General features: G+C 60.4%; 20 protein-coding genes and 1 pseudogene. 11 read left to right on the top strand and 10 right to left on the bottom strand.

Features of this window, described 5'->3' with window-relative positions:
• Positions 1-44: 44 nt before the first annotated feature.
• Complete coding sequence (locus tag ASB65_RS20010) at positions 45-653, bottom strand: 50S ribosomal protein L25/general stress protein Ctc (protein WP_004430287.1); 609 nt, start codon at positions 651-653, stop codon at positions 45-47.
• 305 nt (positions 654-958) lie between these two features.
• Here ASB65_RS20010 and ASB65_RS20005 point away from each other — a divergent pair, with 305 nt between their 5' ends.
• The 3 genes from ASB65_RS20005 to adh all read left to right on the top strand — a co-directional run bounded on the left by ASB65_RS20005 (position 959) and on the right by adh (position 5,799).
• The gene (locus tag ASB65_RS20005; RefSeq protein WP_060725151.1) at positions 959-3,043 is read left to right on the top strand and encodes a putative bifunctional diguanylate cyclase/phosphodiesterase; all 2,085 of its coding nucleotides are present in this window, start codon (positions 959-961) and stop codon (positions 3,041-3,043) included.
• Between the two features lie 105 nt (positions 3,044-3,148).
• Positions 3,149-4,108, top strand: coding sequence for a helix-turn-helix domain-containing protein (locus tag ASB65_RS20000; protein WP_060725261.1), 960 nt, complete (start codon positions 3,149-3,151; stop codon positions 4,106-4,108).
• Positions 4,109-4,281: 173 nt separating this feature from the next.
• Positions 4,282-5,799 (top strand): aldehyde dehydrogenase, encoded by a 1,518-nt coding sequence (gene adh, locus ASB65_RS19995; RefSeq protein ID WP_004430297.1) that lies wholly within the window; start codon positions 4,282-4,284, stop codon positions 5,797-5,799.
• 140 nt (positions 5,800-5,939) lie between these two features.
• Here adh and ASB65_RS19990 read toward each other — a convergent pair whose 3' ends face one another.
• Positions 5,940-8,204 carry a methyl-accepting chemotaxis protein gene (locus ASB65_RS19990; protein ID WP_060725150.1) on the bottom strand — a complete coding sequence of 755 codons (2,265 nt, stop codon included), beginning with the start codon at positions 8,202-8,204 and terminating at the stop codon, positions 5,940-5,942.
• A gap of 189 nt (positions 8,205-8,393) precedes the next feature.
• Here ASB65_RS19990 and ASB65_RS19985 point away from each other — a divergent pair, with 189 nt between their 5' ends.
• From ASB65_RS19985 to ASB65_RS19970, 4 genes are read left to right on the top strand one after another with little or no spacing between them, the layout of a single operon-like run.
• Positions 8,394-9,233, top strand: coding sequence for a glycosyltransferase family 2 protein (locus ASB65_RS19985; protein ID WP_035212672.1), 840 nt, complete (start codon positions 8,394-8,396; stop codon positions 9,231-9,233).
• A 20-nt stretch (positions 9,234-9,253) separates the two neighbouring features.
• Entirely contained in the window at positions 9,254-9,541 is a 288-nt protein-coding gene (locus ASB65_RS19980) for a lipid-A-disaccharide synthase N-terminal domain-containing protein (protein ID WP_020011353.1), read from the top strand.
• The gene (locus tag ASB65_RS19975) at positions 9,516-11,024 is read left to right on the top strand and encodes an ArnT family glycosyltransferase (RefSeq protein WP_060725149.1); all 1,509 of its coding nucleotides are present in this window, start codon (positions 9,516-9,518) and stop codon (positions 11,022-11,024) included. Before ASB65_RS19980 ends, ASB65_RS19975 begins: the two co-directional genes overlap by 26 nt.
• Positions 11,014-11,862, top strand: a complete 849-nt coding sequence (locus ASB65_RS19970) for a phosphatase PAP2 family protein (RefSeq protein ID WP_060725148.1) — start codon at positions 11,014-11,016, stop codon at positions 11,860-11,862. The genes ASB65_RS19975 and ASB65_RS19970 overlap by 11 nt, the downstream gene beginning before the upstream one ends.
• A 231-nt stretch (positions 11,863-12,093) precedes the next feature.
• Here the strand turns inward: ASB65_RS19970 and ASB65_RS19965 are convergent, their stop codons facing one another.
• The 6 genes and pseudogenes from ASB65_RS19965 to lgt all read right to left on the bottom strand — a co-directional run bounded on the left by ASB65_RS19965 (position 12,094) and on the right by lgt (position 18,112).
• Positions 12,094-13,026 (bottom strand): ribose-phosphate pyrophosphokinase, encoded by a 933-nt coding sequence (locus ASB65_RS19965; RefSeq protein WP_003522877.1) that lies wholly within the window; start codon positions 13,024-13,026, stop codon positions 12,094-12,096.
• A 220-nt stretch (positions 13,027-13,246) separates the two neighbouring features.
• Positions 13,247-13,995, bottom strand: a pseudogene (locus ASB65_RS19960) (hypothetical protein).
• An 89-nt stretch (positions 13,996-14,084) separates the two neighbouring features.
• Positions 14,085-15,236, bottom strand: a complete 1,152-nt coding sequence (locus ASB65_RS19955) for a M24 family metallopeptidase (RefSeq protein ID WP_060725147.1) — start codon at positions 15,234-15,236, stop codon at positions 14,085-14,087.
• Between the two features lies 1 nt (position 15,237).
• Positions 15,238-16,032, bottom strand: coding sequence for a peptidoglycan editing factor PgeF (pgeF, locus tag ASB65_RS19950; protein WP_004430337.1), 795 nt, complete (start codon positions 16,030-16,032; stop codon positions 15,238-15,240).
• Between the two features lie 151 nt (positions 16,033-16,183).
• Entirely contained in the window at positions 16,184-17,284 is a 1,101-nt protein-coding gene (locus ASB65_RS19945; RefSeq protein ID WP_060725146.1) for a class I SAM-dependent methyltransferase, read from the bottom strand.
• A 15-nt stretch (positions 17,285-17,299) separates the two neighbouring features.
• Complete coding sequence (gene lgt / locus ASB65_RS19940) at positions 17,300-18,112, bottom strand: prolipoprotein diacylglyceryl transferase (protein WP_035212699.1); 813 nt, start codon at positions 18,110-18,112, stop codon at positions 17,300-17,302.
• 310 nt (positions 18,113-18,422) lie between these two features.
• Here lgt and ASB65_RS19935 point away from each other — a divergent pair, with 310 nt between their 5' ends.
• From ASB65_RS19935 to ASB65_RS19920, 4 genes are all read left to right on the top strand, one after another.
• Positions 18,423-18,686 (top strand): accessory factor UbiK family protein, encoded by a 264-nt coding sequence (locus ASB65_RS19935; RefSeq protein WP_003522871.1) that lies wholly within the window; start codon positions 18,423-18,425, stop codon positions 18,684-18,686.
• A 428-nt stretch (positions 18,687-19,114) separates the two neighbouring features.
• The gene (locus tag ASB65_RS19930) at positions 19,115-19,615 is read left to right on the top strand and encodes a YbjN domain-containing protein (RefSeq protein ID WP_003522870.1); all 501 of its coding nucleotides are present in this window, start codon (positions 19,115-19,117) and stop codon (positions 19,613-19,615) included.
• A 1-nt stretch (position 19,616) separates the two neighbouring features.
• A complete protein-coding gene (gene proC, locus ASB65_RS19925; RefSeq protein ID WP_060725145.1) occupies positions 19,617-20,435 on the top strand; it encodes a pyrroline-5-carboxylate reductase in 819 nt (272 codons plus the stop codon).
• Between the two features lie 11 nt (positions 20,436-20,446).
• The gene (locus ASB65_RS19920; RefSeq protein WP_060725144.1) at positions 20,447-20,788 is read left to right on the top strand and encodes a tRNA-binding protein; all 342 of its coding nucleotides are present in this window, start codon (positions 20,447-20,449) and stop codon (positions 20,786-20,788) included.
• A gap of 14 nt (positions 20,789-20,802) precedes the next feature.
• Here ASB65_RS19920 and ASB65_RS19915 read toward each other — a convergent pair whose 3' ends face one another.
• Together ASB65_RS19915 and ASB65_RS19910 are read right to left on the bottom strand one after the other, a co-directional pair.
• Entirely contained in the window at positions 20,803-22,182 is a 1,380-nt protein-coding gene (locus tag ASB65_RS19915; RefSeq protein ID WP_004430353.1) for an ATP-binding protein, read from the bottom strand.
• A gap of 31 nt (positions 22,183-22,213) precedes the next feature.
• Positions 22,214-22,927, bottom strand: a complete 714-nt coding sequence (locus ASB65_RS19910) for a response regulator (RefSeq protein WP_020011341.1) — start codon at positions 22,925-22,927, stop codon at positions 22,214-22,216.

Raw genomic sequence — 22,927 nt, 5'->3', positions numbered from 1 at the left:
AACGGGCCTCATTCTTCAAAGCTATCGGGCCTTGCGGTCGCCGATTATTCCTCGGAAGCTTCTTCAGTCGTTTCTTCTGCAACGCCGCCAGCCGGAGCAACGATCGTTGCGATCGTGAAGTCACGGTCGGCAATAACCGGCGTGATGTTCTTCGGCAGCTTCACATTCGAAATGTGAACGTTGTCGCCGATCTTCAGACCAGCGAGATCAACGGTGATGAATTCCGGAATGTCGTTGGCCGGGCAGTGGAATTCCACCGTGTGGCGAACGATGTTCAGAACGCCGCCGATCTTGATGTCCGACTTTTCTTCGTTGACGAAGTGAACCGGAACTTCGACGTTGACGAGCGTGTTGCCCGAAACGCGCAGGAAGTCGACGTGCATGGTGAAGTCGCGGACCGGATCAAGCTGGTAATCCTTCGGGAGAACCTTGATCTTCTTGCCGTCGACGTCGATGATCGCAACCGTCGTCATGAAACCGCCAGCGTGGATACGCTTGGTGACTTCGTTGGTCGACAGGGCGATGGAAATGGGGGCCTGCTTGTCACCATAGATGACAGCGGGAATCAAACCGTTGCGGCGAAGTTCACGAGAGGACCCCTTACCAACTCGTTCGCGCGCCTCGGCCTTGAGCTCATACGATTCTTTGCTCATGGCAATTCCTTTCGAGGTTATATGGAGAGTTCATGCCGAACGAAGCGGCCTGAACCGGAGAGGCCAAAGGCCATCCCGCCCGCGTTGCCTCCAAGGGTGTCTACACGGGTGCGGGCGCTATAATACAAACGGAAGCCAAAGACAAGAGTGGCCCCGTTTTCACGGGTGCCGCTTTATAATTTTATTAGTATTCACTAATTCATCCGTGTGTTGCAACTTTTAATATACGCTTATCCATGCACATAAACCGGGTGAAAACTTGGCGAATGATATGGCTGCGCAGAATTCCAATTGCGTAGATGACAATGCTCAAAGTTCTCCAGTGCCTCACCATCGATCACGACTATCGATATACCGTTGCAGCGGTCTTCGTCTGCATGTTGGGTAGTTTCGTTTCGATGCGCCTTTTTTCGAAAGCACGTCTGGCGACGGGGGTGCAGAAGGTCAACTGGCTGTTTCTGGCGGGCGTCAATGGGGGGGCGGCAATATGGACCACCCATTTCGTGGCGATGCTGGGCTATGTCGCCGCGGGTGACGTGGGATACGATCCCTATCTGACCGGGCTATCGCTTTTGATCGCCATTACCACAACGACTGCCGGTTTCGGAATTTCCGCCTATGGCGGACGCAGCGTGCTGGTGGAAGCTGGCGGCATGATCCTCGGTCTGGGCATTGCGGCGATGCACTATACCGGCATGGCCGCCTATAATGTTCAAGGGATGATTTTCTGGGACCAGACCTATGTCATCGCCTCGCTGGTACTGGGGGCGGTGTTTGGCGCCATTGCGGTCAATCGCGTTGCCCGGCCTCTCAACCGTTTCTGCCAGTATAGCGCGGTGGCGTTTCTCATCCTCGCCATTGCCTCGATGCATTATACCGGCATGGCGTCGATGTCCTTCGCGTTTGACCCGCGCATCATCATTCCGGAAAATCTGCTGCCGCCGGCGATCATGGGCGGAGGCGCCATTGCGGTGACGCTGCTGCTTCTGGCGCTCGGGCTTTCCACCTATGTCATCGACGCCCAGTCCACCCAGCAGGCGGTTGCCCGCTATCGTCATCTTTCGCTGCACGATCCGCTGACGGGCATTCCCAACCGGGCGGCATTCATCGAGCATCTCAATCGTCGCACGCGACATGTCTCGCTGGGCGCGCATACCGCGCTTCTGTCGATCGATCTCGACCGTTTCAAGGAAATCAATGACGTGCATGGCCATGCGGCGGGCGACGCCGTGCTGCGCGCCATCGCCGACCGCGCGAGTTCCGTGCTGAAAGCCGGGGAGTTCCTGGCGCGCATGGGCGGCGATGAATTCGTGGCGATGACCCATTCCTATTATACCCGCGCCGATGGCGCGGAATTCGCCCAGCGATTGATCGAGCAGATCAGCAAGCCGGTGGAATGGAACGGGCAGACATTTTCGGTTGGCGCAAGTGTCGGCATATCGGTTCGCAATACCGGCTCCATCGATGCCGATACGCTGATGGCCCAGGCGGACGTCGCCATGTACCGGGCAAAAAGTGGTACGTCGGACACCATATGCTTTTACGACAAATCCATGGACGAGGCCGCGCGTGAGCGTAACGTGCTTGCCGTCGCCATGCGCAGCGGCCTCGCCAATAACGAATTCGAGCTTTATTACCAGCAGCAGAACGATACCAGGAGCGGCAGCATCGTCGGTTTCGAAGCGCTTTTGCGCTGGAACCATCCGGAACGCGGCATGGTCTCCCCGACCGAATTCATTCCGATCGCGGAACAGACCGGCTTTATCGTCGAACTGGGCGAATGGGTTCTGCGAGAAGCCTGCGTGCAGGCCGCTCAGTGGAAAAAATCGCTTGCCATCGCCGTAAACGTCGCGCCGCAGCAGCTTGCGGATAATGATTTCCCTGACAAGGTTGAGAAAATTATTGCCGAGACGGGGCTTGCGCCGGAAAGGCTCGAGCTGGAAATCACCGAAGGCAGCATTATCGCCGACCATCGCCACGCGCTCCTTACCATCCGCAAACTCAAGTCGCTCGGCGTCAAGATCGCGATGGACGACTACGGCACGGGTTATTCCTCGCTTTCGACCCTGCAGAGTTTCCCCTTCGACAAGATCAAGATCGACCGCGCCTTCATTGATGGCCTGTCGACCAACGTGCAGTCGGAGGCGATCGTTCGCTCGACGCTCATTCTGGCGCACAGCCTCAATATTCCGGTGCTTGCGGAAGGGGTAGAGACGAAGGCCCATATCGAGTTCCTGCGGCGCGAAGGCTGCCTGCAGGTTCAGGGCTTCTTCTTCGGCAAGCCCGGACCGCTGACCTCCATCGCCAATCTCGTGGACGATACGTTTCTCTCGACCGAGGATGAAACGGAAGCGAGCGCCGGCCGGCGTTATTTCAAGGCGGTCCGATAGTCTGGCGCAGCCCGCGGTTGCGCCCGGCAATGGTGGTCGCGAAATTTTTTGTTGAAACGTGAACGCTTCCAGCGCACCATCGCCGAAAAGCTTTGGGAGGAGCGTATGCCGACAGACATCGCCCATGCGGAACGCGTGTATGAAACTGCGCGCCACCGTTCCGCCGCCGCAAGTTCTCCGATTGTCGCCTCCTGGCGTCGTTGCATGGTCAAACATCATCTTGCACCGGAGGAAAACCGCAAGCCGATCTTTCTCAGCGAGTATGAATTCCGCCGCGCCCGTGAAAGTGCGGCCGGCCTGATTGCCGAAAGCACGGATGAACTTGACCGGATTTTCCAAAGTGTCGGCAAATCCGGCTGCTGCCTGCTTTTGACCGATGCGCAGGGTGTTGCGCTGGAAAGACGCGGTGCGGCCGGCGATGACCGAGAGTTCCGAGCGCTTGGTCTCTGGTCCGGCGCTGTCTGGAGTGAGGCGAGCGTGGGCACCAATGGTATCGGCACGGCGCTCGTCGATGAGCGCTCGGTGGTGGTCTATCGCGACCAGCATTTCTTCACGTCGAATACCGAACTCTGCTGCACCACGGCGCCCATTCGTGACCATACCGGCCGGGTGACGGGCGCACTCGATATTTCCACCTGCCGCGATGACATCAACGAGATGACCTTCTCTTTCGTCACCCAGGCGGTGAAGGATGCGGCGCAGCGCATCGAGGGCAATCTTTTCCGTCGCGCCTTTCCGGGCGCGCGCATCGTTGTGGTGCCGAGTGGTTTTGGCGCGGCGCTTTCTTTGCTTGCGGTGGATCAGGACGATCTTGTGCTGGGTGCAACCCGCGCCGCACGCCTTGCGCTGAAGCTCGATGATACCCTGATCGCGCAGGGCCTGCCCGCTGCGGATATTCTGCAGGAGCAGCGCCACGACAGCGGTTCCGACCTTGCGGAAGCGGAACGCTCGGCGCTTCGGCGTGTGTTGTCTCGCACCAACGGCAACGTCACGCAAGCCGCTTCGCTGCTCGGCATCAGCCGCGCCACGCTTCATCGCAAGATGAAGAAATTCGACGTGCATTGAGGTCCAGGCGGTTGCGATCCGGCCAATCATGCCGGATCGAAGCGCCTTTGTCGCAGATGTGAGACAATGTGCGCTGCGGAACAGCGCCGCCCCTCTACCGAACAGCGCCATCTAGGCTCACCTTTCTCCCATGCGGTCCGTCGCGGATCGTTTTCATCAGGGAGGATGAAATCATGAATATTCAGGTTCAGCAGAAAGCGGGCGAAGCGCCCTTCAAGCTGAAATATGGCAATTACATCGGCGGCAAATGGGTGGAGCCGAAATCCGGCCGCTACATGGATAATCTTTCGCCGGTCACGGGCCACAAGATCTGCGAAGTTCCTCGCTCGGATGCGGCCGATATCGAGTTCGCACTGGATGCTGCCCACAAGGCAAGAGAGAAATGGGGCAAGACCAGCGTAACGGAACGCTCCAACATCCTGCTCAGGATCGCCCAGCGTATCGAGGACAATCTCGATCTCATCGCGCGGGCCGAAACCTGGGATAACGGCAAGCCGCTGCGCGAGACGACCAATGCGGATATTCCGCTGACCATCGACCATTTCCGTTATTTCGCGGGCTGCATCCGTGCACAGGAAGGCACGATCGGCGAAATCGACAATGACACGGTCGCCTATCACTTCCATGAACCACTCGGTGTCGTCGGCCAGATCATTCCGTGGAACTTCCCGATCCTGATGGCCGCGTGGAAACTTGCGCCGGCGCTTGCCGCCGGCAATTGCGTGGTGCTGAAGCCGGCCGAACAGACGCCGGCCTCCATTCTTGTCGTGATGGAACTGATCGAAGATCTGTTGCCGCCCGGCGTCCTCAACATTGTCAACGGCACGGGCCTGGAAGCCGGAAAGCCGCTGGCGCAAAGCAACCGCATCGCCAAGATCGCGTTTACCGGCTCCACCTCGGTCGGTAAGGAAATCATGCGTTATGCGGCCGATAACGTCACCAACATCACGCTGGAGCTGGGCGGCAAGTCGCCGAACATCTTCTTTGCCGATGTGATGAACGAGGACGATGCCTTCCTCGACAAGGCGCTCGAAGGTTTCGCTTTCTTCGCGCTTAACCAGGGTGAGGTCTGCACATGCCCCTCACGCGCGCTGGTTCATGAATCGATCTATGACCGCTTCATGGAAAAGGCGATCAAACGCGTGCAGGCCATCAGCCAGGACGATCCGCTCAATCCGTCGACCATGCTGGGCGCGCAGGCGTCGCAGGAACAGTTCGACAAGATCATGAGCTATCTGGAGATCGGCAAGAAGGAAGGCGCCAAGGTTCTGACCGGCGGTGACCGCAAGACGCTCACGGGGGATCTGAAGGATGGCTATTACATTCAGCCAACCGTCTTTGAAGGCAACAACAAGATGCGGATTTTCCAGGAGGAAATCTTCGGTCCCGTTGTCTCCGTCACCACCTTCAAGACGGTGGAAGAAGCGCTCGAAATCGCCAATGACACAGTTTACGGTCTGGGCGCGGGCGTGTGGAGCCGCGATACGAACATTGCCTACCGGGCCGGCCGGGGCATCGAGGCGGGCCGTGTGTGGACGAACTGCTATCACGTCTATCCGGCAGGTGCCGCCTTCGGCGGTTACAAGCAGTCGGGCATCGGTCGCGAGACCCACAAGATGATGCTCGATCACTACCAGCAGACCAAGAACCTGCTCGTGTCCTATAGCCCGAACAAGGTCGGCTTCTTCTGAGTTCCTCCCCGGAAGCCGGCGACGGATCATCACGATCAAGCCGGCGTGTTCCCAGGGGCTCCGGCCCCTGGGAACCCGGATCGGGTTTTCAGGCAAAATAAAAGGCCGGAGGTTTTGCCTCCGGCCTTTTTCGTTGCGGTTTATGCCGCGTAACGCTGGTCCCGCTGCCGTATGGCGGCGACGGAGAATTGCCCCACCTGTTCCGTCAGGCCGTCCGCCTCGCTGGATAGCGAGAAGGCTGCGGCCGTCGTTTCTTCCACCATGGCCGCATTCTGCTGCGTCACATGGTCGAGTTCGTTGACGGAGGCATTGATTTCGCTGAGGCGGCCGGACTGTTCGCGTGATGCGGTGGCGATTTCACCGATCTGGTCATTGACCGACTGGATGCGCTTCTGGATCTGCTCCAGGCTTTCACCTGTCTTCAGCACCAGCGCCACGCCGCTTTCCACATCGCCCGCAGAGGTGGCGATCAGCGTCGTAATGTCACGGGCGGCGGCTGCCGATTTCTGGGCAAGCTCACGAACCTCCTGCGCCACAACGGCAAAGCCCTTTCCGGCTTCGCCGGCGCGCGCGGCTTCCACACCGGCATTCAGCGCCAGCAGATTGGTCTGGAAGGCGATCTGGTCGATGACGTCGATGATCTGGCGGATCTTGGCCGACGAGGTCTCGATGCGTTCCATCGCGACGATCGCTTCTTTCACGACAGCCGTGGATTTATGGGCGTCCTGCATCGTGCCCGCCGTCGCCTCGACGGCGACATTGCAGCGCGACAAGGACACATTGACAGCCTGCGTCATGTCTCCCAGAGCGGCGGCCGCTTCCTCAAGGGCTGCGGCCTGGCGTTCCGTGCGCCGCGACAGGTCTTCCGATGCGCTTTTCAGTTCGCCGGAGCCCGAGCGGATGGCGTTTGCGCTTTCGCCAATATTGGAGATCGTCGCTTCCAGGCCCGCCATGGAGTTGTTGAAGTCGACGCGCAGATGATCGAGCGACGGCACAAAGGATTTCTCGATGCGAAGATCGAGCCTGCCGGCCGCAAGATTGGCAAGGCCGGTGGCAAGGGCATCGACGGCTTCTTCCAGCTCCCTGGCGCTTCTTGCCTTTTCCATTTCCCGCTGGGCGCGTTCCTCGTCCAGTTCCTCGCCTTTGCGATGGGCTTCTGTTTCCATGCGCTGCTTGTCCAGAATGCCCTGGCGGAAGGATTCCAGCGCGCGCGCCATGGTGCCGATCTCATCGCCGCGCGAAACGGCCTTGATCTCGATATTGTTCTCGCCGCCGTTCAGCCGCTCCATCAGCCCGGCAAGGCCGGTCAACGGTTTGGTGAGACCAGCGGAAACGAAAATGCCGATCAGCGTCATGATTGCAAGCACGGCCAGTGTCGCAAGCGTCGCCCAGAAGGCGAGATCGTTGGCGGCGGCGAGAACCTTGCTCTCCTGCTGACCGATGGCCAGAAGATGTTTCTGTCCGAAGACGGAGACCGGGCGATAGGCATAGAAGATGTTGCCCGCAGGTGTCTGCGCCATCACCGTTCCGGCGTCGTTTGCGTTGGAAAGAGCCGCGAGGCTTTCGGAAACGGCGGCATCCGCGCCGCCCGAAAGAACGCCAGCCCGTCGTTTGCCGTCGGCATTCAGAAGAACGGCGTCATCGATGGTCTTGCCGGTTTCCTCAGGCGTCACGACCGCACCGATGCGATCGGCGGCGATGCGCATGATGACGGCGCCCTTGCGCTGCAGCTGGCCCCAGTTGGAGACGGCGAGCGGCATGCCGATCATGGCCGAATCATTTTCCCCGCCACTGAAGCCGGTGGTGCTGACGACACCGTCCTTGCCGGCCTCGATGCGGTCGAACAGCTCCTTGATCGCGGCGTTCTGCGGTTCCGTCACGCTGGTCAGGAAGTTTTTCCCCTTGGTCACGGTGTAGATAATGAGACCGCTCTTGTCGATCACATAGATGTCGCTGACGCGGGTGTTGCGCCAGACGCTGGCGATGGTGGAGTTGATGGTGGCATGGCGAATGGCGTAAAGCAGTCGCAGACCTTCGCCGTTGAAGGAGGCGCGCTCCTCCTCGGAGACGCCCTCGCGGCGGAACGCCTGAAGGATCGCATCCCTTTCCGTCGGCACGACCGTGGTCATCGTCTCCAGCGCCTGCGCGACCGCGGCATTTTGCGACAGTTCGGAGATGCTCTGTTCGACACGCAAAGTATAGGCGTCAAGCTGTTTGGACTGGTTGCTTGCAACCGTTTCGAGCCTGATTTCGCTGGCGTCGATCAGGCCCGACTTGCCCATTTCGTAGGACAATAACCCCACGGACAGGCATGAAACCAGCGTTGCACCCGTGACGAGCGCAGCAAATTTGGCTTTTATCGACAATGATTTAGCTTTTACAGCAGTCGGATTCCCACCCGGCATCCTGTTTCCTCCCCCAAAAAAACGTGAGCGCACGGTGACAAAAATTGCTTACGGCCGCGTTAAAAGCACTGCGAATTGTACGATTATTTCCCGCATACCGTGAAAAAATAACCGGCCGCCACTGAGGCGTTTCCCGTAATAAAACTGCAATAGAACGGGCGCATATCGGGTGAAGTTCAACGGCTGTTCATGTTCATGCAAGCTTTTCGCGCTCCTTCTCTCGCCACTATCAATGATGTCTGCGGACTGAATGCAGACGGATATAACGGAGCCAGCGTGAGACCGAGGCCGGATTTCGCCGTTGTCGTGCCGATGCACAATGAGGAAGCGAGCGTCGAAACGCTCGTGGCTGAGATCGTTGCTGCCTGCCAGCCGGTTGGCGCCTTCGAGATCGTGGTGGTGGACGACGCATCTGCCGACGGCACGGTTCAGGCGGTGCTTGCGCTCGGTGACCGTTATCCGATGTTGCGGCTCGTCCGGCATGACCGCCAGGGCGGGCAATCGGCGGCGATCCATAGCGGCGTGCAGGCGGCGCGAGCGGCTGTCATCTGCATGCTTGATGGAGACGGGCAAAACCCGCCGGACAATCTGCCGGCACTTCTTGCGCCGCTTCTGTCCGCCAGCGCCTCGAGCCGGCTCGGCCTCGTCGCCGGCCAGCGTGTCGGCCGGCGTGATACGCTTGGAAAACGCCTTTCCTCCCGCTTCGCCAACGGGCTTCGGGCGCGGATATTGAAGGATGGCACGCGCGATACAGGCTGCGGTCTCAAGGCCTTCCGCCGCGACGCCTATCTCGCCTTGCCCTATTTCGATCATCACCACCGCTATTTTCCGGCGCTGTTCAGTCGCGACGGCTGGCAGGTTGCCCATGTCGACGTCACGCACCGGGCGCGGCTACATGGAAATTCCCATTACACCAATATCGGCCGCGCGCTTGTCGGCATCCACGATCTGATCGGTGTCGCCTGGCTTTTGCGCCGGCGCAAGCGGTCAAGCTGGGCTGAAACTTTCAAAACGGAGACATTGCCGTGAATGCACCGGCTTTATGGTCCATGCTGCATGTGAACAGCTGGAAGGAATTTCTGTGGGTCTGCACCGGCTTCATGGGCCAGATGCTGTTTACCATGCGTTTTCTGGTTCAATGGATTTCCTCGGAACGGGCCAACCGCTCGGTCATTCCCGTGGCGTTCTGGTATTTTTCCGTTATTGGCGGTCTGGTGCTTTTGTCCTACGCCATCTGGCGGCGCGATCCGGTCTTTATCATCGGGCAGGCCTCCGGCCTTTTCATCTATGCCCGAAATCTCTGGTTGATTCATGCAGAACGCCGCCAGCATGCATGAGGCGGCGACGATGCCTTATGCGCAGGCAGGCGATGAGCGCCGATGGCTGACATTTGCGTTTTCAGCGATTGTCCTCGTAACCGCCCTGCGCGTCCTTGGTCTGGCCTTCAACCGCACCGACCTTTTTGTCGATGAGGCGCAATATTGGCTCTGGGGCCGCGAGATGGCGCTCGGCGCCTATTCCAAGCCGCCGCTGATCGGCTGGCTCATTCGCGCGGCAACCATTCTGGGCGGCGGCGAGGGCACGTTTCAGGTGCGGCTGGCCGCACCCGTGGTGCATGGCGTGGCGGCGGCGGCGATCCTTGTGCTGGGCCGTATGATCTACGATGTCAGGCTGGGCTCGCTGGCTGCGGTGATCTATCTAACCTTGCCGGCCGTGACGCTCGGCAGCCTGTTGATCTCGACCGATACGCCGATGATGCTGTTCATCGTGCTGTCGATGATCTCGGTGCGGAAGCTTGCGCTCGCCCGTAGCGAGGGCAGGGCGGCGTTTGGCTGGAGCATCGCTCTCGGTCTCTGCTTCGGCCTCGGGCTGATGTCGAAATATGCGATGATCTATTTTCTGCCCTGCTTCATCGCCGCCGGCTGGCTTTGCGAGGCATGGCGCATCCGGCTGCGTGACGCGGCGATTGCGGCACTGGTCTGCGTTGCCGTCATCGCGCCCAATCTGTGGTGGAACGCTGCGCATGATTTCATGACCGCACGCCACACGGCCGACAATGCGAACTGGCATGGCGTCCAGCTGAAGATCGGCTCCGCGCTGGAGTTCTTCTTCTCGCAGGCGGGCGTGGTCGGGCCACTCGTTTTCGCTGGCATGATCGTCGCGACAATTCGTGCCAGGACCGGTGAAGCCCGGGCGCTGGTCGCGCTTTCGGTGCCGATCGTTCTGCTGATCACCGCGCAGGGTTTGATGTCGCGGGCGCTTGCCAACTGGGCGGTCGGAGCCTATGCGGCCGGCGTGCTTCTGGCGGTGCCGGTGCTGGCGTCGCGGCGCTGGCTCACCGTGTCCACCCTCGTGCTTGGTGGCATCGTGGCCGTCGTGCTGCCGCTGATGACCATTGCCGGAACGCAATTGCGCCTGCCCAAAGGTGAACTGGCGATGGCGCGGTATCTCGGGCGCGCCGAGCTGGTGTCGACCGGCCTGTCACGGGCGCGCGAGGCGGGGGCGGATGCCATCGTCGCCAATGATCGTTCGATACTGGCCGAGCTTTTTTATCAATTGCGGGACGAAAAACAGGTGCTGACGCGGGCATTGCCCGAAACCGGCGTGCCCTCCAGTCACTATGCTCTTCTTTATCCGCTGAAAGCTGGCGAGGCGAAAAATCCCCTGTTCCTGGCAAGCGCGGATGGTCTGCCGGCCTGCCTTGTCGGCGAAGCGCCGGTTGCGCGCTGGACCGCCGGGCCGGGTTTCCTCGAGGGCAGGGAAATCGGCCTCTGGCGCCTGCTACCGAAATGCATGCCGGAGGGCAGCAATGGACAATGATCTTTCGCATATGCGGATCACGATCTGGCTGACACTCGCCACATTGGCAATCGTCATCCTGTTTGCGACTTTTCCCTCCATCGATCTCAGGTTCTCCGCGCTGTTTTTCTCTCCCGTCGAGCAGCCATGGTCCGGCCGTGAACCGTTTCCCGAATGGCTGCGGGATACGCTGCGTGAAGGTACGGAGCTTGCCACTCTTCTGGTTTTCGTGATCCTTGTCGGCAATCTGCGGCTGGGTACTCTACAGAGAACCGGATGGCGCGTCTGGGCCTTCCTGTGCGGGCCCGTGATCCTCTGTGCCGGTCTTTTCGTCAATGGCGTGCTGAAGGCGACGATCGGTCGCGCCCGCCCGTTCAGCGTTACCGAGTTCGGCGGGCAGCAGCTTTTCACGCCGCCTTTCCAGTTCAGCACGCAATGTTATTCAAACTGCTCGTTTTCCTCAGGTGAAACCGCCCTGATCGCCAGTTTCTTCCTGCCGCTCTGCGTGCTCGTCTGGCCCCGGCTGCAATGGCCCGGACGGTTCATGATGGGAAGCATTGCCGTCGGCATGATCATCCTCATGTCCGGTTTGCGCATTGCGGCCGGTGGGCATTTCCTCAGCGATGTGGTGATGTCCATCCTCTTTTCCGCCCTGACGACCCTGTTTCTCTACCGGGTACTGGCGGTAAACCGACACCGTCACTTGTTCACCGGTGACGCCGTCTCGGCCGATACGGTCAGCATCTGGCGTAACGGTCGCCATGCCGTCCTGACCCGGGTTCGGCGCTGGTGGCCGAAAATCAAGGCCGCCGCCTCCCGTCTGCAGCGGCCCCCGGATGCGGGTGCGGCCTCGTCTTAAGCGGAAGGTCGGGGCGCTGCATCAATGCGATGAATGGCGAAGAACGCCAGACACTCCTGCATCATCCTCGGGCTTGTCTCGAGGATCTGCAACCTAATGATTTTATTCAACGTGACTGAAACCTCGGCGCAGAGCCGAGGATGACGCCGAGAGAATGTCAGCCCGATCGCAGCCTGCCCGGAAATTAAACCGGACAGCAGCAGGCAGCGCTAAGGCGATTGGCGAAGTTCTTTAGTCGAACAGGCCGGAAACCGACTGTTCCTGTGCGGTGCGGTTGATTGCCTCGCCGAGCAGGCCTGCGGTGCTGACCACGCGGATATTATGCGCGGACTGGACACCGGTGGTCGGCTGGATGCTGTCGGTGATGACGAGTTCGCGCAGCTTCGAGGAGGCCACACGCGCAACCGCGCCGCCGGAAAGCACGCCGTGGGTGATATAGGCGGTGACGCTCGTCGCGCCCTTTTTCAGCAGCGCTTCAGCGGCGTTGCAGAGCGTGCCGCCGGAATCGACGATATCGTCAATGAGAATGCAGTCCTTGCCGGAGACATCGCCGATGACGTTCATGACTTCGGATTCGCCCGGACGGTCACGGCGCTTGTCAACGATGGCCAGAAGACAGTCGAGACGTTTGGCGAGTGCGCGGGCGCGGACCACGCCGCCGACATCTGGTGAAACGACCATGACATTGTTGGTGTCGTAATGGTCCTTCACGTCGCGGGCGAGAATTGGTGCTGCGAAGAGATTGTCGGTGGGGATATCGAAGAAGCCCTGAATCTGGCCGGCATGAAGATCGAGGGTGAGAACGCGGTCGGCGCCGGCTTCGGTAATCAGATTGGCAACGAGCTTGGCGGAAATCGGGGTGCGGGGCCCGGCCTTGCGGTCCTGGCGGGCGTAACCGAAATAGGGTAGCACCGCCGTGATGCGCTTGGCCGAGGAGCGGCGCATGGCATCGATCATGATGAGAAGTTCCATCAGGTGATCATTTGCCGGGAAAGAGGTGGACTGGACGATAAAAACGTCCTCACCACGCACATTTTCGCTGATTTCTACGAATATTTCCTGGTCAGCAAACCGCTTTACAGTGGCATTTCCGAGAGGAACATTAAGATACTTGCAGATCGCTTCGGCAAGGTGCCGGTTCGAATTGCCTGCGAAAACCTTCATTGCGGCCGCCTGTTTCCATGCCATCGCCTTGCGCCACGGGGCTCAATCCACCGTAACCAAGCGTCGTTCAAGGGGAGGAACATCCGGCTGAAAAGCCTTTGCCGGATACGCCTTGTTGCCATGCGCGCCTTAATAGCGCTGTTGCTTCCGATTGCAAGAGGACTCCGCGCTTTCGCAATGATTTTCGTGAAATCTCTGTGACTTCTCCCGTCGATTCACCTCATCCGCGTTGAGATTGCTTCCATGATGAATAATCGTTGAGTGTTTTTGCAGCGATATCCTGCATGACCCTGTCGGTCACAGCGGCCCATGGATCGCTGCCTTTTGCCGTCACCGCCTCCTGTCCCTGCAGGCGATGCAGCCGCACGCCATTGGCGTCGAGAATGTCCCAGACGTACACGATATTGACCTTGCCGCCATCGGCAAAGGCGGAGAAATATCCCTTCAGGATATTTTCGGCCGAATTGTCGTTTGAGGCGCGGATGGTCAACCCCTTCGCCCGCGCTTCGGCCCCGAGCTGGCGCGATAGCGGCGTCACCGCCTGAACGGGTGCGCCGATGATGGGCAGGAAGCGGATCGAGTTTGCCGAGGAGGCGGGCGCAAGTGACGCCGTCTGCTGCGAGGGGGCGGATTGCGCGGTTGCGGCGGGCTGGGCTGCGGTCTGGTTCTGGCGAAGCGGTTCGCCATACTGGCTGCCATTGGACAGCGCCTGTGCCTGCGCCTGCAGCGAGTTTTGCGGTGCATAGGCGGGAACGGGTGTCGCGGTTGCCGGGGCGCCCGGGGGGCCCGGGCGGCGGCGGCGGCCATCTGGGCGGGAGCGCCCTGCGGTACCGGTGTCGATTGCGAGGGGGTATGGCCGACATCCACCCGCGGTGTCAGCGCTTCCGTCGTGTTGCAGCCTGACAGGGCCAGGACAAGCGCTGGAACAAAGACGGCCAGACAAAGGGGGGTGAACCCCGTCCGGCTCATGCGATTTTCCCTCTCATGTTCCGCTCCTTCTTGCCCAAGGTGGCGCAATGTAAGGGCGGTTTTCCCGCTCTGTCAAACCCGGTGGCGATTTAAGCTGTGAGAAGATCGAGGTTGTGTCGCGAGAGCGGCTCCGGCGCGCCGTCGGTGGTCAGATAGGTCTGGCCAAGTGTCATGGCCGTGCCGGAATCGGAATCCATCACGATCATATGCACGAACAGCGTCATGTCGGCGGTGATTTCCTGCGGATTGCCGGCGTGGAACATCTGATGCTCCATCCAGGAGGGCGAGAAACGCGCACCCAGCGAATAACCGCAGGAGTTCAGCCGGTGGCGGGTCAATCCGCGTTCGTCCATGACGCGGGCATGGACGTCGAAGACATCGCCAAAAGTCTTGCCGGGGTGGAGCACTTCTTCGATGGCGGTGAGGGTTTGCAAGCAGGCGCTGTAAAGCTCCTTCTGGCGGAAATCCTGTTCGCCGATCACCACCGTGCGCATCATGGCGGCATGGTAGTGGGCGCTGACGCCAGCCCATTCGAGCGTCAGCTGATCCTTGGCGTCGAGCCTGCGACGGCCTGCCTTGTAACGGCACAGCAGCGCATCCGCGCCGGAGCCGATGATGAATTCATTGGCGGGATAATCGCCGCCGCCGGCCAGCACCGCGCCCTGCATCGCCGCCAGGATCGCGGCTTCGTCCGCGCCGGGCTTGATCAGCGGTAAAGCCGCGTCCAGCGCATCGTCGGCCAGTTGGCCTGCCTTGCGCGCATAGGCGATCTCGGCGGGGCTTTTGACGAGCCTGAGCGTGCTGACGAGATAGGAGGCGTCGCTCATCTGGCAGAAGCTGGCGAGCTGGTTGTCCAGCAGCCGGGCGACACGGCCGGTCATGCCATGGGTGTCGTACTCCACCCCGATCTTTGCGCCGAGCAGGTCGAGATCGCTCAGCAGGTTCTTCAGGTCGAGTGTCGGGTCGGCATTTGGCCGATCGACCCAGATGAGGATATTTTCGACGATGGAGGTATTGCGGGCCTGCCGCAGATCCGCTGAACGGGTCAGCAGCGTCATGGAGCCGTCCGACTTGACCACCAGCGTCTGGAAGAAGCAGTAGCCGAAAGTGTCGTAGCCGGTCAGCCAATACATGCTTTCCTGCGCGAAAAGCAGCAGCGCGTCCAGCTTCTCGTCGGCCATTTTCGCGAGCAGCCGCTCGCGACGGGCATCGAATTCCGAAAGCTCGAAATGCAGGGCCATATCAGTCCTCCAGAATTGCGATTGCGGAAATCTGCCGGCCATAATCGGGTTCGGCGCGGTGGGTCGTGCGGCGATAGGAATAGAACCGCTCTTCGTCCGGATAAGTGCAGAGGCCGAGATTTTCCGCCTTCACGCCGGCGTTGGTCAGGCGGTCGATGGTGAATTGCTTGAGGTCGAACAGGGCGTGGCCCTGTTTCTCCGTCTCGGCGAAATAATCCGCATAGGCCGGATCGATATCGGTGAAGCGCGCCACATATTCCGGCCCGACCTCATAATTGCTCTGGCTGATGGAAGGCCCGAGCGAGGCAGCGATCCGCTCGCGGCTGGCGCCGAGCTTCGTCATGGTCTCGATGGTATTTTCAAGCACGCCGAAGAGCGCGCCCTTCCAGCCGGCATGGGCGGCACCCACGACACCCGCTTCCACGTCGGCAAACAGGATCGGGCCGCAATCGGCGCTCAGCACGCCCAGCACGAAACCCGGCGTTGCCGTCACCATGGCGTCCGCCTGCGGGCGGCTGCCGTCATAGGTGTCATCGACCACGAGGACATCGGGGGAATGGACCTGATGCACGGTGGCGAGGCGGCCTGAGGGCAGGCCGAACCATTGCGTCACGCGCCGGCGGTTTTCCTGTACCTTTTCGGGTTCATCCTGGGAGCCGAGGCCGACATTGAGGCCCTGATAAAGCCCTTCCGAGACGCCGCCCTGCCGTGTGAAGAAACCGTGGCGGACACGGTTTTCACCTGACGCGGCGAGCAGGGGGGACTGGAGCGGGAGCGGCAGCGTTGCGTTCTGCATGGTGCGGGAGTTCCTTGGAGAATATCGCTGTTGGCCAGTGAGCTACGGTTAAGCGAGATGTTTCCGGTTGCCGCGGCGTTGCGCGGCGCGTGTGATGCAGTGTGCCTGCTTCGTGTGTCGCGGCGATGTTGGCCCAGAGGTTGTTGCGCTGTCAATCCACCGCGCGAAACGGCAGAAGATGAAGCGCGGGACTTGAAACGGCGATGACCTTGAAAAGTTCCCCCATCTTGCCGGCGCCTTCACCGGCGAGGCGATTGACCGCTTCGGCAATTTCAAGCGTCTGGTCGGGCGTCGCCTTCGCCGCAAGCGCGCCTGCTCTTTCCTTGAGGCCGAGGCCATACAGAAAATCGCCCTGTCGCAGCGCGCCGTTGACATGCACGCCGGTCGCTTCGGCTGTTTTCACAAGGCTTTCGAAATCGACATGGCTGGTGAGATCGGCTTCGCCGGGATGTGCAAGTGCCGGGTCGAAGGCGTGGTTGCGCATGGCCTGCAGCGTGTCGCCATAACCGGCGACCAGATGGCCGTAATCAATGGCGAGCGCCGTGCCGCCATGGGCGGACAGGCGCTGGCAGATCGCGTTCATCACGGCTTCGCGGGCCGGTGCAATCTCGAATATGGCGCCGAGCGGCTGCTGTTCGGGCTGCGGCGGCAGCAGGGACGGGTCTATGCTGGCAAGACCCGTCGAGAAGACGAGTTCGTCATTGGCATCGAGGCTGACCACGCGCTCGCGGAAACCCTGCGGCGTCCTGACGAATTGCCGGATCGGAATGGCATCAAAGAGTTCGTTGGCGACAAGCAGCAGGAAACCATCCGGCACGTCGTCGAAACTGTCATGCCATGTCAGCCTGTCCGCATGTTCTGCCAGCGTTTCTTTCTGGATGGTGGAAAGGCGGGGGCTGGTTTCGACCAGATGCACTCGCATCGTCTCATAAAGCGGCGGCGCGATGCGGCGGACGACGCGCAGCATATCCGACATCATGGTGCCGCGGCCGGGGCCGATTTCCACCAGCTGCGTTTGTGCGGGCGCACCATGCCGCTGCCAGGCATGGACCACGAAGACCCCGAGCATTTCGCCGAAAAGCTGGCTGACCTCTGGCGCGGTGATGAAATCACCCGAACGGCCGAAGGGTTCGCGGCTCTTGTAATAACCGTGTTCAGGGTCGGCGAGGCAGAGCGAAAAGTAGTCGGTAACGCTGAGCGGACCGTTGAGCCGGATAAGTGATTTGATACGTTGCGCAAGCGGTGTCGTCATGGGCGATCATACCGCTTAGGCGCTTTTTGTCGCGCTGCGCGCCCGCAGGACGGCCCAGAGGCCGAGAGCGAACATCGGCGTGGAGAGCACCATGCCCATGGTCAGCCAGTTGCCGGCGAGATATCCGATCTGCGCGTCCGGCTCGCGGAAAAATTCCACGAAGATGCGTGACAGCGCATAACCGCAGACGAAAATGCCGGTGACGGTGCCAGGCGTCTTCAGCGCCCTGAAGGCATAGATGGCGATTGCCAGAACGATGACGAGCACGAGGCCCTCTAGGCCCGCTTCATAAAGCTGGCTCGGATGCCGCGCGAAGGGGCCGCCGGTCGGGAAGACGACCGCCCATGGCACATCGGCGATGCGTCCCCACAATTCGCCATTGATGAAATTGGCGATGCGCCCGAACAGCAGGCCGATGGGCGCGACGGCGGCGACGACGTCGAACATGCTCCAGACCGGAATACCGTTCTTGCGGGCGAAGAGGATCATGGCGATCGTCGTGCCGATCAGGCCGCCATGGAACGACATGCCGCCATTCCAGATCTCGATCGCCCTGATGGGGTTGGCGGCCACGGCTGCCATATCGTAAAACAGGATGTAACCGATGCGCCCGCCGAGTACGATGCCGCCGGCTGCCCAGAGGATGAAATCATCAAGATGCTGCGCCGAGACGGGCGACACATCGTTCGGCCACAGGCGATCCGTGCGGGCGAGGCGGCGGGCGTAAAACCAGCCGAGCATGATGCCGGCAACATAGGCAATGCCGTACCAGTGGATCGAGAGCGGGCCGAGGGACAGCGCCACCGGATCGATATTGGGGAAGGGCATGATGGCGAGTTGGGTGGGAGCGGCTAACAATCCGTATATTCCGTCATCGTTGCTGGGCGGACAACGGAAAGATCCATTGCCTCAAGAGGGGCCGGGCGATGATGCTCACCGGTCTCCCTGACGCCAAGGAAAATGGCGATTGCGGTGGCGGCGGTCAAGGTGATTCTTCAAGCTGCTGCTTAAGATACCGAAGGCCACGCAAGCTCTTGCGATTTTTCGATTTCGCTTGCAAGGCGGCGGTGGAGTGCCTACCTGAAGACTATCAACAGCGGGCAAGACGATGCCCCTGAACCGACGAAGGACAAGCGCCATGAGCACGACAGGCACCAATCGTTTTCTGGATGAATTCGCCAAGCTGATGACCGACGCGGCCGGCGCGGCGCAGGGCGTGCGCAAGGAAGCCGAAGCGGCTTTTCATGCCCAGGCGGATCGCTGGCTGAACAGTCTGGACGTTGTCCGCCGCGAGGAATTCGATGCGGTTCGCGAAATGGCCATTCAGGCGCGTGATGAAAACGATGCGCTGCGCGCCCGTATCGAGGCTCTGGAAGCGAAGCTTTCCGCCGCCAAGGACTGATTTTTTAGCGCCTTTTCTGACGGGTCCCGGATCGCTTGCGATTCCGGGACTTTTTATTTGCGGCTCATAGCGCCCGAAATGACTCCCGGTTGTTAAAAAACGGGCCTGGGACGCGAATTTTTTGGGCCTGTGGACACTTCCAAAAAACGCAGTCGGCAGAGTCGCTTATGTATCTCGCCTGAGGTGATGGGGGAGAAGATATCCACTGTTCAAAAAGCAAAAATGGCGGGGAAGGGGTGGCAGCAGGACTCGGCCATTATACACTGATTTTAAATGATGATTCGAAAAGACCTGGTAAGCTCCAGACAGGGTGAATGCGTAATTCTGGTGGTGTCGGGCAATCGTCTCAAATGTTTATCCCGGTTTGTATGTGCGTTTTGTGCCCGGCGTTCAAAACAGGACATCCCTACCGGCTGAGAAGGTGCCGCATGAGTCTGATAGAATTTGAAATTGAGCGTCAGTCCAATCCCGTGGACATGATCGAGATTGTCGCTGCCTCGAACGACTGGTCTTTCGAGCGCTCCGGTGAAGACGAGATCGCCATGACTGTCGCTGGTCACTGGGCGGACTATCACGTCTCCTTTTCATGGATGGAAGAATTCGAGGCGCTGCATCTGGCCTGCGCCTTCGATATCAAGGTGCCGGACCAGCGCGTCAACGAAGTCATTCGTCTGCTCTCGCAGGTCAATGGTCAGGTGCTGATGGGTCATTTCGATCTGTGGCGGCAGGAAGACGTGGTGATCTTCCGCCAGTCCCTGCTTCTGGCCGGCGGCGCCGAACCGAACAACCAGCAGGTTGAAGTGCTGCTTTCCAGCGCGCTTGAGGCCTGCGAGCAATATTACCAGGCATTCCAGTTCGTCGTCTGGTCGGGGCTGGATGCGAAAAGTGCAATCGAAGCGGTCATGTTTGAGACCGTGGGAGAAGCGTAACATGGTGTACAAGGCTTCCGGGCCTCTCGTCCTCGTTGGCGCCGGCAATATGGGCGGCGCCATGCTTTCAGGCTGGCTGAAAAAGGGTGTGCCGGGATCGCAGGTCATCGTCATCGACCCGCGCCCTTCCGACGCCATGCGCACGACGATTGCGGAAGCCGGCGCCACCCATGCCGAAAGCGTGCCTGGGGGCGTGAAGGCCGGCATTCTTTTCGTGGCGGTGAAGCCGCAGATGATGGAAGCCGTGCTGCCGTCGCTGAAGCCTCTGCTGGGCCCGGAAACGGTTGTGGTCTCCATCGCGGCGGGCACCACCATTGCCACCTTCGTTTCGCATTTCGGTTCGGTTGCCGCTGTGCGGGCCATGCCCAACACGCCGGCCATGGTCGGCCGCGGCGTGACGGGGGCCTATGCCAACGACTTGGTGACGCCCGAGCTTAAAACCGTTGTGGACGGGTTGCTGAAGGTCAGCGGTCCGGTTGAATGGGTGGATGCCGAAAGCGGTATCGACGCGGTGACTGCGGTTTCGGGTAGTGGCCCTGCCTATGTCTTTTATCTCGTGGAATGCATGGCCGAGGCTGGGCGCAAGGCCGGCCTGCCGGCGGATGTCGCCATGCGTCTGGCGCGTGAAACCGTGGCCGGTGCTGGCGAACTCCTGCACCAGTCTTCCGACGAGGCGGCGCGCCTGCGCCAGAATGTGACCTCGCCGGGCGGCACAACAGCTGCGGCGCTGTCCGTGCTGATGGCTGAGGACGGCATGCAGCCCCTGTTCGACAGGGCGGTCGCTGCCGCGAAAACGCGCGCCGAAGAGCTGGCGGGCTGAAGGGGCGAGCGATGAGCGGTGAAATTTCCTATGCCGATTTCGAGAAGGTCGATATCCGCGTCGGCACCATTGTCGAAGCAGAACCTTTTCCCGAAGCGCGCAAGCCGGCCTTCAAGGTGAAGATCGATTTCGGGCCGGACATCGGCATCAAGAAATCCTCGGCGCAGATCACGGTGCATTATACGCCGGAAAGTCTTGTCGGGCGGCAGGTTCTGGGCGTAGTGAATTTTCCGCCGCGCCAGATCGGCCCTTTCCGGTCCGAAGTGCTGACGCTAGGTTTTGCCGATGCCAATGGCGATATCGTGCTTGCCGCGGTTGAGCGGCCGGTGCCGAACGGCGAGAAGATGTGCTGACCGGCGCTATGCCGCTAAGCCGGAATTTTGACGATTACCCGCAATCCGCCCATCGGGCTTTCATCCAGCGATACGTCGCCGCCATGGCTGCGGGCGATATCGCGAACGATGGAGAGGCCAAGGCCCGTGCCCGAGGCGTTGAGGTTGCGCGCCTCGTCCAGCCGGAAGAACGGCTTGAACACATCCTCGCGTGAGATTTCCGGAATGCCGGGGCCATCATCGTCAAACGTCATGATGATGGAGCGTGGCGCCTTGCGGATATCGACGTGGAGGTTGCTGGCATAGCGCCGCGCATTTTCGGCGAGATTGGCGACGAGCCGTGAAAGCGCATTTGGCCGCGCGATGATCCGCTCGATATTATAGAGTTCGTAGCTGAATTTCTTGCCGTGCAGCTCGAAATCATGGCCGATTTTTTCGAGAAGGGCTGGAAGCTCCAGCGTGCCGACATCCTCTTCGACATCAGTACGGGCAAAGGTCAGATAGGCCTCCAGCATTGACTGCATGTCCTCGACATCCTTGTCGAGCCCCTCAAGGTCGGGATTGTCGCCGGCGAGCGCCAGTTGCAGCTTGAAGCGGGTGAGGATGGTGCGCAGGTCATGGCTGACGCCGTTCAGCATCGCGGTGCGTTGCTCCATCTGCCGCTCGATACGCTCGCGCATCAATATGAAGGCGAGGCCCGCACGCCGCACTTCGTCCGCGCCGCGCGGGGAATAGGCGGTGATCTTCTGGCCTCTGCCAAAGTTCTCGGCAGCCTTGGCAAGCGCTTCGATGGGCTTGATCTGGCCGCGCAGGAACAGGATGGAGATGGCGATCAGCACCAGCGATGCACCCACCATCCAGACAAGGAAGATATGCGTGTTGGAGGCATAGGCCGCGCTGCGGCTGGTAAAGACGCGCAGGGTCTTGTCTTCCAGCTGGACGCGGATTTCGACCAGCGAGCCGTTGCCATAGGTATCGATCCAGAACGGCCTGCCGATCTGCTGCGTCAACTGATCCGCCAGAATTCTGTCGAGGATCGAAAACAGCGGCTCAGGTCTCGGAGCAGGCAGATCCGCCTTTGGTTCGATATAGACGCTCAGACCGAGCTTGTCGCGCGCAATGCGGATGACGCGCTGATAGTCGTCTTCCTCGGGGTCCGTCTGCAGAAGCTCGATGATTGCGGCGATATCGCGCGTCACGGCAGAGGAGAGGCGTTCGGTCACCAATTGCCAATGGCGTTCCATGAAGACTGCCGCGACCACGCCCTGAAGCAAAATCATCGGAAGAATGATGATGAGCAGCGAGCGTGTGTAAAGGCCGGTGGGCAGCCAGTGGCGCAACCATCTACCGGAAAGGCGCCAGGCCTTGGCCACGCCGCTTTTTTTGACCGTGCTCAGAAAATCGAGGCTCGCCATGGCCGTGCGTTCGCCTTTCCTTTGGTGCTCGTCAGTCCACGCTCAGGCGGTAACCGATGCCGCGCACCGTTTGCAGATAGACAGGATTGGCAGGGTCGTCCTCGATCTTGCGGCGAAGACGGTTGATCTGCACGTCGATGGTTCTTTCGCCCACTTCCGATTCCGCTTCCACCAGTTCGTGGCGTGGAATGGTGTCGCCGGCGCGCAGTGCGAAAAGCAGCATGATCTCCTGTTCGCGATCCGTCAGGCGGATCGTTTCGGGGCCGCGCCGCAATTCCTTCTTCGGAATGGAGAAACTGTAGGGACCAAACATGATCTGTTCGATCTTGGGCGTGTCAGGCGAGGTGTTGCGCCGCAGGATATTGTTGATGCGCAGGACAAGTTCGCGCGGATCGAAGGGCTTGGCGAGATAGTCGTCCGCGCCCGCTTCCAGCCCGGCAATGCGGGAGTCCGCCTCCGAACGGGCGGTCAGAAGAATAACCGGTACGGATTTATCCTCGTTCAGCGAGCGGGTCAGCGAAAGCCCGTTTTCGCCCGGCATCATCACATCGAGGATGAGCAGATCGAAGCGGATGCCTATCATTTTACGCCGTGCTTCGGCCGCATCGGCTGCCACGGAGATGCGGTAACCCTTGTCGCCAAGGAAGCGCTGCAGGAGATCGCGAATGCGGGCGTCGTCGTCGACGATCAGGAGATGGGCCGCATCGTCATCCGCTGGCGGTCGTTTTGTCGGAGCTTGCGCCAT

Source organism: Agrobacterium tumefaciens str. B6, assembly GCF_001541315.1.
GTDB classification, from domain to species: domain Bacteria; phylum Pseudomonadota; class Alphaproteobacteria; order Rhizobiales; family Rhizobiaceae; genus Agrobacterium; species Agrobacterium radiobacter.
Note: the sequence above shows the minus strand (reverse complement) of the source record. Positions and strands in the feature narration are given on the sequence as shown.